The 16,247-nt window shown below is 41.8% G+C and carries 13 protein-coding genes and 1 tRNA gene; 7 read left to right on the top strand and 7 right to left on the bottom strand.

The window, feature by feature from the left end; all coding sequences use genetic code 11:
* Nucleotides 1-3: 3 nt before the first annotated feature.
* A complete protein-coding gene (gene topA, locus N6A79_RS04965) occupies nucleotides 4-2,727 on the bottom strand; it encodes a type I DNA topoisomerase (RefSeq protein ID WP_268547234.1) in 2,724 nt (907 codons plus the stop codon).
* Between the two features lie 353 nt (nucleotides 2,728-3,080).
* Between topA and N6A79_RS04960 the strand changes: the two genes are divergently transcribed.
* The gene (locus N6A79_RS04960; protein ID WP_268547233.1) at nucleotides 3,081-3,317 is read left to right on the top strand and encodes a hypothetical protein; all 237 of its coding nucleotides are present in this window, start codon (nucleotides 3,081-3,083) and stop codon (nucleotides 3,315-3,317) included.
* On the opposite strand, the gene dprA is transcribed toward N6A79_RS04960, so the two are convergent.
* The 5 genes from dprA to N6A79_RS04935 form a co-directional block, all read right to left on the bottom strand.
* Nucleotides 3,278-4,534, bottom strand: a complete 1,257-nt coding sequence (gene dprA, locus N6A79_RS04955; protein ID WP_268547542.1) for a DNA-processing protein DprA — start codon at nucleotides 4,532-4,534, stop codon at nucleotides 3,278-3,280. The genes N6A79_RS04960 and dprA overlap by 40 nt on opposite strands.
* A gap of 6 nt (nucleotides 4,535-4,540) precedes the next feature.
* A complete protein-coding gene (plsY, locus tag N6A79_RS04950; protein ID WP_268547232.1) occupies nucleotides 4,541-5,158 on the bottom strand; it encodes a glycerol-3-phosphate 1-O-acyltransferase PlsY in 618 nt (205 codons plus the stop codon).
* Between the two features lie 491 nt (nucleotides 5,159-5,649).
* On the bottom strand, nucleotides 5,650-5,859 hold the full coding sequence (locus N6A79_RS04945; protein ID WP_268547231.1) for a hypothetical protein: 210 nt from the start codon (nucleotides 5,857-5,859) through the stop codon (nucleotides 5,650-5,652).
* 426 nt (nucleotides 5,860-6,285) lie between these two features.
* A tRNA-Glu gene (locus tag N6A79_RS04940) sits at nucleotides 6,286-6,360 on the bottom strand.
* Nucleotides 6,361-6,434: 74 nt separating this feature from the next.
* Entirely contained in the window at nucleotides 6,435-7,742 is a 1,308-nt protein-coding gene (locus tag N6A79_RS04935) for a YcbK family protein (RefSeq protein WP_268547230.1), read from the bottom strand.
* Nucleotides 7,743-8,296: 554 nt separating this feature from the next.
* On the opposite strand from N6A79_RS04935, the gene N6A79_RS04930 reads away from it, so the two are divergent.
* From N6A79_RS04930 to N6A79_RS04905, 6 genes are all read left to right on the top strand, one after another.
* Nucleotides 8,297-8,650 (top strand): hypothetical protein, encoded by a 354-nt coding sequence (locus N6A79_RS04930; RefSeq protein WP_268547229.1) that lies wholly within the window; start codon nucleotides 8,297-8,299, stop codon nucleotides 8,648-8,650.
* A 202-nt stretch (nucleotides 8,651-8,852) separates the two neighbouring features.
* Nucleotides 8,853-10,037: an LL-diaminopimelate aminotransferase gene (locus N6A79_RS04925; protein ID WP_182419173.1), complete on the top strand. Its 1,185-nt coding sequence runs from the start codon at nucleotides 8,853-8,855 to the stop codon at nucleotides 10,035-10,037.
* Between the two features lie 455 nt (nucleotides 10,038-10,492).
* Nucleotides 10,493-11,809 carry a homoserine dehydrogenase gene (locus tag N6A79_RS04920; RefSeq protein ID WP_182419172.1) on the top strand — a complete coding sequence of 439 codons (1,317 nt, stop codon included), beginning with the start codon at nucleotides 10,493-10,495 and terminating at the stop codon, nucleotides 11,807-11,809.
* Between the two features lie 158 nt (nucleotides 11,810-11,967).
* Nucleotides 11,968-12,957, top strand: coding sequence for a class II fructose-bisphosphatase (glpX, locus tag N6A79_RS04915; RefSeq protein WP_182419171.1), 990 nt, complete (start codon nucleotides 11,968-11,970; stop codon nucleotides 12,955-12,957).
* A gap of 356 nt (nucleotides 12,958-13,313) precedes the next feature.
* Complete coding sequence (locus N6A79_RS04910) at nucleotides 13,314-14,282, top strand: aspartate carbamoyltransferase catalytic subunit (RefSeq protein WP_268547228.1); 969 nt, start codon at nucleotides 13,314-13,316, stop codon at nucleotides 14,280-14,282.
* Entirely contained in the window at nucleotides 14,279-15,565 is a 1,287-nt protein-coding gene (locus N6A79_RS04905; protein WP_268547227.1) for a dihydroorotase, read from the top strand. Before N6A79_RS04910 ends, N6A79_RS04905 begins: the two co-directional genes overlap by 4 nt.
* A 103-nt stretch (nucleotides 15,566-15,668) precedes the next feature.
* On the opposite strand, the gene N6A79_RS04900 is transcribed toward N6A79_RS04905, so the two are convergent.
* Nucleotides 15,669-16,091, bottom strand: coding sequence for a Kazal-type serine protease inhibitor family protein (locus tag N6A79_RS04900; RefSeq protein ID WP_268547226.1), 423 nt, complete (start codon nucleotides 16,089-16,091; stop codon nucleotides 15,669-15,671).
* Nucleotides 16,092-16,247: the final 156 nt, after the last annotated feature.

Genomic DNA, 16,247 nt, shown 5'->3' with positions numbered 1-16,247 from the left:
AGATTACTCTGCTTTCTTTACACTAGCCTTTTTAGGGGCTGCAGTCTTTTTCGTCACAGCAGCTTTTTTAGGAGCGGCTTTTTTAGCAGCTTTGGGCTTTTCATCGCTATTCTCACCCGCCACCTTCTTTGTTACTGCTTTTTTGGCTGCCGTTTTTTTAGTTGCGGCCTTTTTAGCTGGCGCTTTTTTGGCTGCAGCTTTTTTTGTAGGCGTTTTAGCTGCCTTTGCGGCTAGCAAGGCAATTGCTTCTTCAAGCGTTAAGCTTGCAGGATCCATACCCTTAGTTATGGTAGCATTTATTTTACCCCAATTAACATAGGGGCCATAACGCCCATCACGCACGGTAATTTCGCCACCATCAGGATGCGCACCTAAATTAGCTATAGGTTTTGCACTTGCAGCGCTTGCACGACCACCGCTTTTATTAGCCTTGTCAGCAAGCACGCTCACTGCACGGTTAATACCAATGCTAAACACTTCATCAGCATTTTCTAGGTTAGCATATTTTCCATCATTGGCAATATAAGGGCCGTAGCGCCCAATGCTTGCTGTAATCATCGTGCCAGTTTCAGGATGCAAACCAATATCACGCGGCAAAGCCAACAAAGCTTGTGCCTTTTCAAAATCAATATCGGCCATTTGCCAACCTTTTGGTAAGCCGGCACGTTTAGCATCTTTACCATCACCACGTTGTACATAAGGACCAAAACGTCCAGTGCGCAAAGTGATATCCTCGCCAGTTTCAGGATCCTGCCCTAACACTGCAGGTTCATCACCTAGTGCTTTACCATCACCTTCACCCTCACTACCAAGCTGACGCGTAAATTTACATTCAGGATAGTTAGAGCAACCAACAAATGCACCATAGCGGCCAAGTTTTAACGATAACTGCCCTTGCTTACATAATGGGCAAGAGCGCGGATCTGATCCATCTTCACGCGCAGGGAAAGCAATTGGTGCAAGTACCTCATTCAAAACATCAAGAACAGCTGTTACTCGCAAATCAGCAATGTCGGCAATAGAAGACGAGAATTGCTGCCAAAAATCGCGCAAAACATCTTTCCAAACCAACTTACCATCTGAAATAAGATCAAGCTTGTCTTCAAGGCTAGCGGTAAAGTCATATTCAACATAGCGGTTGAAAAAGTTTTCAAGGAAAGCAGTAACCACCCGTCCCTTGGCTTCAGGAATAAGCTTGCGCTTATCGATATTGATGTAATCACGGTCCTGCAATGTCGCAAGAGTGGACGCATAGGTGGACGGCCTTCCAATTCCTAATTCTTCAAGCTTTTTAATCAAGCTTGCTTCTGAATAACGTGGCGGCGGCTCGGTGCTATGCTGGTCAGCGTCAATGCGAGATTGGGTGAGCACCTCATTCTTTTCCATAAATGGCAAACGTGCGCTGCCCTCATCATCTCCTGCATCTTCCTCACGAACATCCATATAGGCTGCCAAAAAGCCATCAAAACGAATAACCGAACCCGTTGCACGTAGATCGGCAATAGACTCGCCATTTCTTGCAGCTATATCAACCGTAGTTCGTTCAATATCGGCCGGTAACATTTGACTGGCTATTGCACGCTTCCAAATAAGATCATAAAGGCGATATTGGTCGGCATCCAAAAATGCCTTCATGGATTGCGGCGTGCGTGAAAAATCAGTTGGTCTAATCGCCTCATGCGCTTCTTGCGCATTTTTAGCTTTTGCTGAATAAAAGCGTGGCTTTTCCGGCACATAATTATTGCCGAAAGTTTTAGCAATCGATTTACGCGCACCATCAATACCTTCTGGCGCCATTTGCACACCATCAGTACGCATATAGGTTATGAGACCAGTTGTTTCCCCGCCAAGATCAACACCTTCATAAAGGCGCTGCGCAACTTGCATAGTGCGTGATGCAGAAAAGCTTAAGCGCGATGACGCCGCTTGCTGCAAGGTAGATGTTGTAAAAGGAGGACCAGGATTGCGCTTTGTTGGCTTTGCTTCCATTGTTTCAATTTTGAAACTCGCACCAACTAACATTTTGCGAATTTTTTCTGCCTGCTCGCCATTCTTAATATCAAGCTTGCCAAGCTTCTTACCTTCAAAATCGGTAAGACGCGCAATAAATTTTTCCTGACGCGGCGTATTAAGTTCAGCTGCAATCGTCCAGTATTCTTCACGAATAAACCGCTCAATTTCTGCCTCACGATCACAAATCAAACGCAGCGCTACCGACTGTACACGCCCAGCAGAGCGCGCACCCGGCAACTTGCGCCATAATACTGGCGACAAATTAAAGCCAAAGAGATAATCTAATGCGCGACGAGCAAGATAAGCATTTACCAACGCATCATCAATTTGGCGAGGATGCGCCATAGCGTCAAGCACGGAGCTTTTAGTGATAGCATTAAAAACAACGCGGCTTACTGGCTTGTCTTTTAAAACGCGCTTCGCGTTTAGCACATCAAGCACATGCCACGAAATTGCCTCCCCTTCACGATCCGGATCGGTTGCGAGTATCAATTGGTCAGCATCCTTGACCGCTTTAGCAATTTCAGACAAGCGCTTTGCCGACGCGCTGTCTGTATCCCATTTCATGGCAAAATCTTCATCAGGCAAAACAGAACCATCTTTGGCTGGCAGATCACGCACATGACCAAATGAGGCAAATACCTTATAGTCGCTTCCCAGATATTTATTAATTGTTTTTGCTTTTGCTGGTGATTCGACAACAACTACTTTCATCTTCAATTCCCATTTTGGAACGAACCTATTGGTTAAATAAGTCATCCCTTGTGTTAAATCGCATCAAAATTCAATAATCGCGAAAAAAATTCTCAGCATTCAAATGAACAGTCAATGAGATAACGTCAAGTCCTGATTTAAAATTAACCATAAATAAGATGTTTTTTGGCAAAAATATCGCACTAGTATTGGCTTACCCTTGAAATATCTTATCATACAGATATTTTTAATCATTCATTCAATTATGCAATGAAACACAAATCGCCCAATATAATAAGTCAAAATTAATGTGATAAATTATTGTGTTAGGCAAACCATCGCATTAGATAAACGACTAAGAGAGCCGAGGTTACATGACCGACCAAGAGAATCAAAACATTAAATCGGCTAACGAAATTGATAAACTCGGCACAATTAACTATATATATGAAATGGCACTTTCGCTAAAATTAATGGCAGCTAAGGTTAACGAGCCACTGCTTTTTTTCTTGCTTGAAGTTGTAGAGAAAGAAAGTTTACTGAAATTTCAAAATTATAATGAGATGTTAAATCAAAAACCTGGCGCCAGTGACACCAAACCTCCCGAATGACGCAGCACCTTGCCTGCAAGGTCAAGCTCCAAAATGGCAAGATAGACCTTTGGCAAAGACAAATCACAATACAGAGCCAAAGTCTCCATATCAATCGGTGTTACTGATAAATGCCCCAAAAGAACTTGCCTTTCCTTTTTGCTAAGGTCATCATCCAAATTGCTATTATTAATGTCACAGTGATTTAAATTATTAAGAGAAAAGCTCTGGGATATTTGCGGGCTTGTCATTGATATAATGTTTTCCATAGAAGTATCATTAACTTCAAGCAAATGCTGATCTATAGCTTCTGGAAGTTCAAACGGCAGCATCTTATCAAATAATGTCATTTCAGGGCAAAGAGGTGTGAGGCTTTCAATAATATCCTTTGCACAATCAACAAGACTGGCGCCCTCCTTAATCAAACCATTGGTGCCAACTGCACGCGGATCAAGTGGCGAACCTGGTATTGCAAAAACCAAGCGCCCATAATCAGCAGCTAATCGTGCTGTAATTAATGAACCAGAACGCTTTGCGGCCTCAACGACCAACAATCCTAAACCAATACCTGCAATCAATCGATTTCGGCGCGGAAAATCTTGCGCCCTTGGCTGCCAGCCAATTGGCATTTCACTTATAACAAGACTACCCCTTTTTAATAAATGCTGATAAAGGTCACCATGTTCAGGCGGATAAATATGATCAAGCCCCCCTGCCATAACAGCAATCGTTCCAGTATTTAGGCTAGCCTGATGGGCAGCCCCATCAATGCCGCGTGCAAAACCCGATAGGCTAATAAGTCCAGCTTCCCCTAAGCTTGCAGCAAACTGACTTGCTAATTTTTGCCCCGCAGCAGAAGCGTTACGCGAACCAACTATGCCAATAGCCGTATTTTGCAATAACTTTAAATTACCCTTAGCAGATATTAGTGGTGGCGGATTATCAATAGCGCGCAATAAAGGCGGATAGTCTGGCTCACCAATACCGATAAAATGGATATTATTACGCTGGGCAAAATCAAGCTCACGCTCTGCATCGCTTGCCTTTGCAATGCGAATCTTGCGCCCACCCCCATGCGCCACCAATTCTGGCAAAGCTAACAAAGCCTGCTCTGCCGAACCAAAGCGCTCAATCAACTGACGAAAAGTTTGAGGCCCAACATTTTCACTACGAATAAGCTGTAACCATGAAAGCCTTTGCTTTTCACTTAATTTTATCCCCCGCGTTCTAATCACAATCCCCTTTTATTTCCCTTTCGCGCCTATTTTACTCTCATTTCCACACATTAGCCGACTAATATTACCCCTATGTTTAACAATAATCAAAAGCCCCATCAAGACTAATATTGCGGTTATAAGTGGAGAGGTAAGAAAATAGGCTGCAAGCGGCACAACGATAATCGCAACAAGTGCAGAAAGCGAGGAATAACGTGTTATAAAAGCAGTAATCAGCCACACGCCAAGAAAGATAAATCCACCTTGCCAAAAAATTGCAAAAACCACACCAATATAGGTAGCAACGCCTTTCCCTCCCTTAAACTGCAGCCAAACTGGATAAAGATGCCCCAAGAACGCAAAAAAACCTGCAATCAACCCTGCTCCAGGAAAAAGCACATTAAACAAAATAGCTGCAACAGCTCCTTTTAAAGCGTCACACAAAAGCGTAGCGGCTGCTAGTTTTTTATTTCCGGTACGTAACACATTGGTCGCCCCAATATTACCTGAACCAATATTGCGAACATCTCCTAGACCTGCAGCCTTGGTAAAAAGAAGACCAAAAGGAATTGACCCCAATAAATAACCTAGAATAGCTGCGGCGATGATCCACAAAGCTGGAATTGCTGACAATTCATCAAAAAGCATAAAGGCCAATCCTTAAATCTGACTGCTAAAAACTATCAATAACAGTTAAAACATTTTTGCTAAAAGGAAAAGCAGCCATTAATGCAAAAAGAAAATGAAAAACGAAAATTCTCGGTTTCAAAAAATATGCAATGAAATGATTTAACCTGGCGCTTTAAATTGCTGCCAACACTAATTATTATTATAGCTTATCTTATAAACTCCAGACATATTAAAAGCTGTAGTTGTAACGCATTTATTACTTTTTTGGTTATAATCGACAACCACCAAATAATCATGATATTTATAAAAACGATAATAACAATTAGTAAGCTGATCACTACCTTGCTCAATTACCCCAGCTTTAAATTTTTGCGTTTTTAGGTCAAAATTAATATATCCACATTGGCATAAAACTGTGCAATACTATCAACAATATTCACGTCCATATCTATAAATAATTTATTATTAATTTCTTTTAATTCAAAAATTTTAAATAAAGATCCATCATTCTACTCCCATTTTCCAATATACTTACTTAAATCTGCCATGTAATTATCGAATATAATATTTTCTTTCGCAATCAAACCATGATAGATTTTATAAAAATTATAATCTTTCATAAAACCAACGCAATAATAATCTTTATAAGCCGAATATATCATAATTTTATCTTCATTAATGACATATGCAGCTTTTTTCAAACGAACCGCCATCGCCATTTACTCCCCAAAAATATGATTTTGTATTTACTTCGCCGACTGCAAATATTTTATCGCGCGAATTAGAATTGCATTCTATGTCTTCGCTAATGTGGCTAATTATTTTTTTGGCAACGGTTTCATCAGCAAAAGACTGACTGAGAAAAAATAGAGTTATAAAACAAGCTGAATAAACCAATTTAACCAAATGACACATTTGAAAAACTGCCTTCTGTATATAATTTTCTCGTCATTCTACATTTTATTAATATGATATATGGTCAAAAAGAGCAATTATATGAGACTGATTTGGACTTGCCCTTTAGGGTCATGAACAAAGAAGAAATAAATGACCTGAATTAAAAGCTTAAAATATTTAAAATGCAATAAACTATATTCAAAAATGCAAATCAGCTAAGGATTTACTGCTAAACCTCAAAAGTAAAGTGGTACGCCCAAGGGGAATCGAACCCCTGTTTCCGCCGTGAAAGGGCGGCGTCCTAACCGCTAGACGATGGGCGCCCAAGCAGTGAATGGGCTTATAAACACAAAAATTTAAATCCGCAAGCCCCATTTTAGATTTTTTTGAAATAATTCTATTTTTTTCCAGAACAAGACCAATTCCAGTCCCTTCGTGGACCAATATCGACATGGATCGCTTGGTGACAATAAGTGCCAACGCCGCCGCGCCCCGGCAGACTACGTACAAATTTAGCAATTTCGTATTTGTGAACACCAGGCACAATAATATCAGCAGCTGCGCATGACATATGGAGCGAGCGATTAGCACCATTAACCTTTCGATTATAAATTGGATTGCGATAACCGGATGTAATATAGACTGGGCGATTATAATTTCGTTCAATCGTTTTTAAGAGGTTAATTAATTGTGGCTTTAAACAACGCGCGTCAACGGCTTTATGCGCAAGTCGTAAGCCGTTTGGCAAATTCCGTCCCAAGCCACCAACTGAGGCCATTTGAATCGATGGAAATGCCTCTACCTCATTTGCGTCAATATCGGTATCATCATAAAGGCTGGTACGGTGCTTAATTTCAATACCGCCATTGGGGCGCACCCCTGGCAATTCGACAGAATATTGGCTGCGATCAACTCTATCAGGCTTTATTGAGGCAAGCTTATTGGTAGCTCCAGTTTCACCACCATTTAATGAAGAATCACTATTTCCTGAAAATAATCGCAGACGCGCGCCCTTATCTTGGCTATCGGCTCGCCCTAGCAAACTCTTATCAACAGCCAAATTTTTATTATTGATCGTTGCACTAGCAGTTCCATTGTCAAGATTACCATTCTTATCGCTTGCATCGCTCACCTGCTGTTCATCATTCTTTTTATTGGAAAACATCGAGAATAACGACTTAGGCTGTTCTTTTTCAATTTTATCATTTGATTGTGTGGAAATCCCGCTATTAGCTGGATTGACTTTTACCTGCGCCTTTTCTTGTTTCGAAACATTGCTGTTTTTAGAATCACTTGGTTCACTAGTTACTACCGCTGTTGCATCACCATCATCTCGATTTTTCTTGTTGGAAAACATCGATAACAAAGTTTTAGGTTGGTTATCGGAAGCATCATCTTCATTGGCCGCCTGTCCTTGCGTACCATCAACAACCTTCTTCTCTAAACTTGGTTGATTGCCCAAACTTGCTTGAACGCCATCTTCATCTGGAACGGGGATCACATCATTAACGCCGCCAGATTTACGCTTTTTGTTATTTTTAGCGTCTTCTCCGTCAACAGTCTTAGCGATAGAGGCAGTATCAGCAAATTGATCAGTTAGTGATGTGCAGCTGCTAACAAATGGAAAAAGAACAAAAAGTGCCCCAACTACTTTTAAAAGTGAAATGGATGGAAAAGCACTTTTGTCGTGACAAAACAGTTTCAAACAAAATCTCCAATTTGTTACCAATTTAAACCAACAATAAAAATTTATTAATAAAACGCCATTATGCTTAGTTGAATAAAAATTCAGCAAGGCTAGTATTAATTGGCAATAGACCAAGCGCTTTAAATTTTCACCTGCATTAGTTAACAACTAAAGCATGGCAAAACATCACACTATCATAATGCTGTGGCGATTGTGTTCCAGTCAATTATTATTGCGAGATTTTAACAAAAAACAACATGAAATGGTAAAGATTGATGATGATTAATCTGTAAATTAGTTGATTTACTAATAAAATAGCCGCAGATGAGGGAATCGGTTCACTCTTTACAAATGAGTTAGCGTGGCAACAACCAGCACCAAGAACTAGTTAAATTTTTTATCCCTTTTTAAAAAGATATAAAATTTAACCTTTTTTATTGCTTTTTGATTATGTTTTTGTTGAAGCCTTGACGATAAAAATGCAATAATAGAAAAGGTACAAGCATAATAAAGCCATGTCATTAGTATTTTGCTTTAATGCTACTCCTTCTGCTTGAAAAAATGGATTTAAAATGACCGTAGAAAAATATAAAAACCCTAAAATTCTTTTTACAGTCATTATAATGGCGCTTGTTGGCGCGCTTACTGGATGCGCAGGCGGCAAAGAATTTGAAACAGTACCACAAAAAGGCGCCAATAGAACTGGTGTATTTCCGCGTTTTTCACAAATGCCACAAGGAGAAACTGCGCAATTTACCAAAGCTGAGCGCGATCAGCTCGCTAACCAATTAACTCAAAATCGAAGCAATCTTGAGCGAGCGGCCACCGAGGCTGTTCCAACGGAGCAAGATATTGCACGACAAAAGCAAGCAGCCGCAAAATCTGCGGAAGAAACCTTGCGCCAGATTGAACAAGCCGGTCAATAAAAAGCTTTCCTAGGCTGATATAAATTAAACATATCGCTAATAATGCATTTATCGAAAGGCATGTGCTTAACATATATGCCTCACAATTATGCCCTACACTTTTGATTGAATAATTGATCGTTGACATAGCGACATTATTATAATCATGGTGCCTTCGTACTTTAAAATATTAACTTTAATCAACTAATAGAATGGTCTTGCCATGTCGGAAGAATTTCATAAAATTCGTCGCCTCCCGCCTTACGTCTTTGAACAGGTAAATCGCCTAAAGGCAGCCGCGCGAGCCTCCGGTGCAGATATTATTGACCTTGGCATGGGCAATCCAGATTTGCCAACCCCTAAGGCAATTGTGCAAAAACTTTGCGAAGCTGTCCAAGATCCGCGCGCCCATCGTTATTCAGCATCAAAAGGTATTCCAGGCTTACGCCGTGCGCAAGCCGCCTATTATGAGCGCCGCTTTGGTGTAAAGCTTAATCCAGATACACAGGTTGTTGCAACTTTGGGATCCAAAGAAGGCTTTGCCAATATGGCACAAGCAATCACGGCACCTGGCGATGTAATTTTGTGCCCAGACCCCACATATCCAATCCACTCTTTTGGCTTTCTTATGTCGGGCGGCGTTTTACGCTCTATGCCGGCAGCACCGGGTGAAGAATTTATGCGCGCGCTTGATCGCGCTGTGCGACACTCCATCCCAAAACCGATTGCGGTTATTTTAAATTATCCATCTAATCCAACCGCTTATGTTGCTGACCTTGATTTTTATAAAGAGGTTGTCGATTTTGCCAAGAAAAATGATTTGATTCTGCTATCAGACCTTGCCTATGCGGAAATCTATTTTGATGATAATCCACCGCCATCAGTGCTAGAAATACCAGGTGCTATTGATGTAACCGTTGAATTTACCTCCATGTCAAAAACCTTTTCAATGCCGGGTTGGCGTATGGGTTTTGCTGTTGGCAATGAACGATTAATTGGTGCTTTGACGCGAGTTAAATCCTATCTCGATTACGGTGCATTCACACCCATTCAAGTTGCGGCAACAGCAGCATTAAATGGTGATGGCTCGGATATTGCTCAAGTACGCTCCATATACAAAAAACGCCGCGATACCATGGTTGAAACTTTTTCACGTGCTGGGTGGGATGTTCCGCCGCCAGCTGCAACTATGTTTGCTTGGGCACCTATTCCGCCTAAATACGCCCATTTAGGATCGCTGGAATTCTCCAAGCTACTTATTGAAAAGGCGGATGTTGCAGTTTCACCCGGTGTTGGCTTTGGTGAACATGGAGATGACCATGTACGCATTGCATTGGTTGAGAATGAACATCGCTTACGCCAAGCAGCACGCAACTTGAAGCGCTTTTTCTCTGGCGATGATGCGTGATATAATTCACATTATGTTTTCACGGTTAGCACTATTACTAACCGTGAAAACGATTTTAAATACCAGTGCTTCGACTTATAAATAAACTTATTAGATCACCAGATATCAACGATAAAATTCAACAGCTCCACCATATTACATTGAGCAAATTTTTCCTCCGCACAGCCAAAAATCATTAAAACAATTATAAAATAGAATGATAGACAGAGCGTTGGTTACTGGTTAATAATCGGCCTAATCATTTTCGTTACGCGGCATATCTGTATAAGCGGTGGATAAAACCATATTTGATATAAAACGGCTATTTGCATTTGCTAGAAGAATAACGTTTTTTATTATAGATAATTAAATAATAAAAACTTGAAACGTCTTTGCAATAGCTTGATATTTTATTGCAGAAGTTGTTACAAACAAAATTAGAAACCACATTCTATTTAACTACAACAGGTCAAACCATGAGCGAAGTTTTAAAAGTCGGTATTGCAGGATTAGGAACTGTCGGTAGTGCTGTTATCAATATTCTTCAACAAAAGCAGGAAGAATTAAGCCGCGAATGCGGCCGCAAAATTGAAGTCGTCGGCGTATCAGCTCGTAATCGTACGCGCGATCGTGGCATTGATTTGAGTGCAATAGAATGGTTTGATAGTCCGGTTGAACTTGCTGCATCCGATAAAATCGATGTTTACGTCGAGCTAATGGGCGGCGAAGAAGGTTCAGCCCGTCACAGTGTTGAAGCAGCCCTTAAAAAAGGCCATCACGTTGTAACCGCAAATAAAGCCTTGCTAGCTCGCCATGGTATTGAACTTGCGCAAATTGCTGAAAGCAAAGGCGCCTTACTGAATTATGAAGCCGCTGTTGCCGGCGGTATTCCTGTCATTAAAGTCATGCGCGAAGCGCTAAGCGCAAATAAAATTACCCGCGTTTATGGCATATTAAATGGCACTTGCAATTATATCCTTACCAAAATGGAAAATGAGGGCATTTCGTTTTCGCAATGCCTCGCCAATGCACAAGCTCTAGGCTATGCTGAGGCTGATCCAACATTTGATATTGAAGGCAATGACACAGCGCATAAATTATCGCTTCTAACTCGCCTTGCTTTTGGCTGCGTTACTTCAGTCAATAATATTTACCTTGAAGGTATAAGCAATATTTCCTTAGCTGATATCCATGCTGCTAAAGAACTTGGCTATCGCATTAAATTGCTTGGCGTTGCGGTTAAAACAGAATCAGGCATTGAACAGCGTGTCCACCCAACAATGGTACCAATATCCTCGGTTATTGCGCAGGTTCAAAATGTAACCAATGCCGTTTCCATTCAAACGGATCTATTGGGAGAAATTATCCTATCGGGTCCTGGTGCAGGCGGTGCGGCAACTGCTTCTGCTGTTATTGCCGATATTACCGATATTGCAAAATCCACTCCGGGCTTCCAATATGGGCCGGTATTTGGTACCCCTGCCCGTGATCTTACGCCCTATAAAAAAGCTAAAATGCGCTCTCATGCTGGTGGTTATTTTATCCGTCTTTCCGTCCATGATAAGACAGGTGTCTTTGCAGCAGTTGCAAAACGTATGGCGCAAAACAATATTTCATTGGAATCAATTGTTCAACGCCCGATGTCCGAAGAATTACACCCAGGAACAAAGACAATTATTCTTATTACCCATGAAACGACCGAGTCTTTTGTTCGCACTGCTTTGGAAGCAATTACTAAGGATGGCAACCTAGTTGACAAGCCACAAATGATCCGAATTGAAAGACCCGCATAATAAAATCGATTTAAATTTCTAAATATAATCAATTATAACGTAAGTTGAACGGTCAGCCTCTTGCGTCAACGGCTCGTCTTTGACAAAAGACATTATCGAAGACTTGCCGATTTGGTTCGGCATAAGGTGTGCAACCCAAATCCGGTAGGATATTTGTGATGGCTAACTCCACTGACCATAATGTAAATGGACTTGATCGTATTTTAACCCTTGAGCTTGTGCGCGTAACGGAGCGTGCTGCGGTAGCAGCTGCGCGTTTACGCGGACGCGGTGACGAAATGGCTGCCGACCAAGCAGCTGTTGACGCGATGCGCCAAGAGCTTAACCGCTTGCCAATTAATGGTACGGTGGTGATTGGCGAGGGTGAGCGCGATGAAGCCCCTATGCTTTATATTGGCGAAGAAGTTGGTACCAAGCACGGGCCGGCTGTTGATATTGCGCTTGACCCACTAGAAGGCACGACAATTTGTGCCAAAAACCAACCTAACTCAATTGCGGTTATTGCAATTGCAGAAAAAGGCAATCTTCTTTACGCACCAGATGTTTACATGGAAAAGATAGCCGTTGGCCCTGGTTATCCAAAAGGCGTTGTTGATATTGATGCATCCGCAACCGATAATATCCATGCACTTGCTAAAGCAAAAGGTGTCGCAATCGAGCATATTACTGCCTGCGTTATGGATCGTCCACGCCACGCTAAACTCATTGAAGAGATCCGCAGTACTGGTGCTTCGATTCGCCTTATCGGTGATGGTGACGTTGCCGGCATTATTCATACAACAGACCCTGATGAAACAGGCATTGATATTTATCTCGGCATTGGCGGTGCACCAGAAGGCGTTTTGGCAGCGGCAGCACTTCGCTGCATTGGCGGCCAAATGCAAGGACGTCTGCAATTAAATACCGATGAAAAGATTGCGCGCGCGGCTAAAATGGGTGTCTTAGATCCGAAAAAAGTTTATGATATGAGCGAGATGGCCAAAGGTGATGTGCTGTTTGCGGCAACTGGTGTCACTGATGGCAATATGCTTTCAGGTGTTAGATTTGCTCGCCACTACATCGAAACAGATACTATTGTTATGCGCTCCCATACCGGCACCATACGTAACATTAAAGCACGCCATCAAAAAACTGATAAATTCGACTAACATTTCGCAAAGGAATCGCTTTTTTAAAAAAGCCTGATTGCTGTTTATGCCATAGTTTGATTTTTACAAAACGCCCTGATTTTAATCACGGGCGTTTTTTGCTTTTACACCTTAGTCTTTTTTATTTTTTTTATTTTTTTGATAAACCCAGAAAGCTCAACCTTAGCGATCCTTACTACTTTATTAACATTTTGTTTTTATAGATTTTTACTAAAAAGCCGTTTGATGTTTTTAAACTATCTACGCAAAATTAATTAGCATCAAGTTTAAAATCTATTTAACTAATGCAAAAAGCTATTTGCATCTTGCTATTGCCTTATTCTATAAAAGGCTACGGTTTTAAAAAGGCACTCGCCATGACACATCAAAATGATCATCCGATTTTTCCCCATCGCCATTTTCTTGGCATAAAAGGGCTTTCACGCCCAGATCTTAATATTTTACTCGACCGCGCTGACGAAAATGTTGCAATTTCGCGCCGCGCTGTCAAAAAGAAATCTATTTTAAGCGGTCGCACGCAAATCAACCTGTTTTTCGAAGCATCAACCCGCACCCAATCATCGTTTGAACTTGCTGGTAAGCGACTTGGGCTTGATGTGATGAATATGGCGGTTGCCAATTCATCGCTTAAAAAAGGCGAAACGCTGATTGATACAGCCATGACCCTTAACGCAATGCAACCTGATGTTTTGGTTGTGCGCCATGCATCGGCTGGCGCGGTTGCATTACTCGCGCAAAAAGTATCTTGCTCGGTTATAAATGCCGGTGACGGTGCCCATGAGCACCCAACCCAAGCCCTGCTAGACGCATTAACAATTAGGCGTGCCAAGGGCACAATTGAAGGCTTGACTATAGCCATTTGCGGCGATGTTTTACATTCACGCGTAGCGCGCTCTAACATTATTAGTCTCAATCAATTGGGGGCTAAAGTGCGTGTTGTTGCGCCTTCAACACTTTTACCGACCGCTATTGAAGATATGAGCGTTGAAGTTCACCGCGATATGGCAACAGGCATTAAAGATGCCGATGTTATCATGATGCTCCGCTTACAACGCGAACGCATGCAAGGCGCATTAATTCCATCGGTACGCGAATATTTCCATTTTTTTGGTCTTGACCGCGAAAAGTTAAAACTTGCTAAGCCTGACTGCATTGTCATGCATCCAGGCCCAATGAATCGCGGTGTTGAAATTTCCTCCAATGTTGCCGATGGCCCGCACAGCATGATCCAGACACAAGTGGAAATGGGCGTTGCCGCTCGCATGGCAGTGATTGAGGCATTGCTGGACCAACGCAACTTAAAATTTCGCGGAGATGTAGCATGAAAACACATGTTTTAAAGAATGCACATATCGTCGATCCATCTCAAAATATTGATGAAACTGGCACAATTATTATCGAAGATGGTAAAATTTCTGCCATAGGCAAAAGCGTACAAAATCAAGGTGCGCCTGAAGGTGCTGAAATCCACGATCTTGATGGTAAAACCATTATACCCGGCCTTGTAGACACTCGAGTTTTTGTCGGTGAACCTGGGCAAGAATATCGTGAAACTATTCGCTCGGCAAGCCTTGCTGCCGCTTCTGGTGGGGTTACTTCTTTTTTCATGATGCCCGACACGACACCGGTTATTGATGACGTATCTTTGGTTGACTTTATTTTAAAAACCGCACGCGACAATGGATTGGTACGCGTTTTCCCTACCGGCTCGATCACCAAGGGTATGGAAGGCACAGAAATGGCCGAGATTGGGCTATTAAAAGCAGCGGGAGCTGTTGCCTTTACCGAAGGCAAGAAAACCATTGCCAATGCCAATATTTTACGCCGCGCCATGACCTATGCACGTGATTTTGATGTGCCAATTATTCATGAAACACAAGATCGCGATTTAACTGGTTCTGGCGTTATGAACTCAGGAATTCTTGCAAGCTGGCTTGGCCTTTCAGGCATTGTCCGCGAAGCGGAACTCATTGCATTGGAGCGTGATTTACGCCTCGCCCAATTGACCAAAGCGCGCTATCACGCTGCACAAATTTCTTGTGCCATGTCTTCAGACGCAGTTAAACTTGCTAAAGACCGTTGCAATACTATTTCTGCCGGTATTTCAATCAACCATCTTTGCCTTAATGAAAATGACATTGGTGAATATCGCACTTTCTTCCGTCTCTCACCACCGCTACGCCATGAAGAAGACCGCTTGGCTATGGTTGAAGCCCTGCGCGATGGTGTTATAGATATTATTGTATCTTCCCATGATCCGCAGGATGCTGATACTAAAAGATTGCCGTTTTCAGATGCTGAACCAGGGGCAATTGGTTTAGAAACCCTACTTGCCGCAGCGCTAAGACTTTATCATGATGGATCAGTACCGCTGATGCGTTTGATCGATGCCCTATCAACCAAACCAGCCCAGCTTTTTGGCCTTGATGTTGGTACATTAAAGGCAGGTGCAAAAGCTGACCTTGCTATTATTGATCTTGAGGAACCATGGGTGGTAAAGTTGGATGAGTTACATTCACGATCCAAAAACACACCTTTTGAAAATGCCCGCTTCCAAGGTCGCGTTGTAAAAACAATGGTTGGCGGACGGTTTATTTTTGAACGCTGAGTGATAAGATCTAAACAAAAAATAATAGGCATGAATGAAACCATTCATGCCTATTTTTATAAGTTTTTTTAAAGTTGGCTATTTGAAAAAATTTATAATGAACTTAATTTGCAGGGCAAGGACCGTTTGACTTTACCACAAAATCTTGTGCTTCAGCCATGCAACGATTGCCAAAGGTTTCTGCTTTGCCATCTTTCACGCCGCAAACGGGTTTATATTCGCGGGTACAGGCAAATTTTAAAGGCCGCTGTTCTGAGCTACTATTTTCAAGAGGCTTTGGGGTTGAATCCGCAGGAACTTGGTCTTGCGGCAAACACGTGCCTTCTTTAATAATTTTAAACTCTGCAGCTTCCGCCATACAACGGTTAGAAAAGTCCTTTTGCTCGCCATTTTTTTCACCACAAACGGGTAAATAATTTAATGGGCAAGGCTTAGCACTAGCATCACTTTCGTCTTTAGAAGAATTACAAGCTGATAGCACCCCAACGGTTGCAAAAACTATTGAAACAAGTGAAATTATACGCATGAGTCGCTCCTTGATTAGAACCAACATAAAACTAGGTAAATGAATATCCTATGAATACCAGAAAACACTTGCCAAATGCTTTGTAATATCGCAATCTCTTTTTTGTTCGGGGCAATTTACGGACATAGAAAGATAGTAATGAGGCATTTTAGGCCA

Source organism: Bartonella sp. HY761 (genome assembly GCF_026743145.1).
Taxonomy (GTDB): Bacteria; Pseudomonadota; Alphaproteobacteria; order Rhizobiales; family Rhizobiaceae; genus HY038.
The sequence above is the reverse complement of the archived record's forward strand: the minus strand, read 5'-3'. Positions and strand labels throughout refer to the sequence as shown.

Coding starts and splice junctions, on each gene's coding strand:
- plsY (WP_268547232.1), bottom strand. CDS start 5,158: ATGCTTTTTGATGAATTGTCAGCAATTCCAGCTTTGTGGATCATCGCC.
- N6A79_RS04905 (WP_268547227.1), top strand. CDS start 14,279: ATGAAAACACATGTTTTAAAGAATGCACATATCGTCGATCCATCTCAA.
- glpX (WP_182419171.1), top strand. CDS start 11,968: ATGGCTAACTCCACTGACCATAATGTAAATGGACTTGATCGTATTTTA.
- N6A79_RS04930 (WP_268547229.1), top strand. CDS start 8,297: ATGACCGTAGAAAAATATAAAAACCCTAAAATTCTTTTTACAGTCATT.
- N6A79_RS04900 (WP_268547226.1), bottom strand. CDS start 16,091: ATGCGTATAATTTCACTTGTTTCAATAGTTTTTGCAACCGTTGGGGTG.
- N6A79_RS04925 (WP_182419173.1), top strand. CDS start 8,853: ATGTCGGAAGAATTTCATAAAATTCGTCGCCTCCCGCCTTACGTCTTT.
- topA (WP_268547234.1), bottom strand. CDS start 2,727: ATGAAAGTAGTTGTTGTCGAATCACCAGCAAAAGCAAAAACAATTAAT.
- N6A79_RS04945 (WP_268547231.1), bottom strand. CDS start 5,859: ATGGCGATGGCGGTTCGTTTGAAAAAAGCTGCATATGTCATTAATGAA.
- N6A79_RS04960 (WP_268547233.1), top strand. CDS start 3,081: ATGACCGACCAAGAGAATCAAAACATTAAATCGGCTAACGAAATTGAT.
- N6A79_RS04920 (WP_182419172.1), top strand. CDS start 10,493: ATGAGCGAAGTTTTAAAAGTCGGTATTGCAGGATTAGGAACTGTCGGT.
- N6A79_RS04910 (WP_268547228.1), top strand. CDS start 13,314: ATGACACATCAAAATGATCATCCGATTTTTCCCCATCGCCATTTTCTT.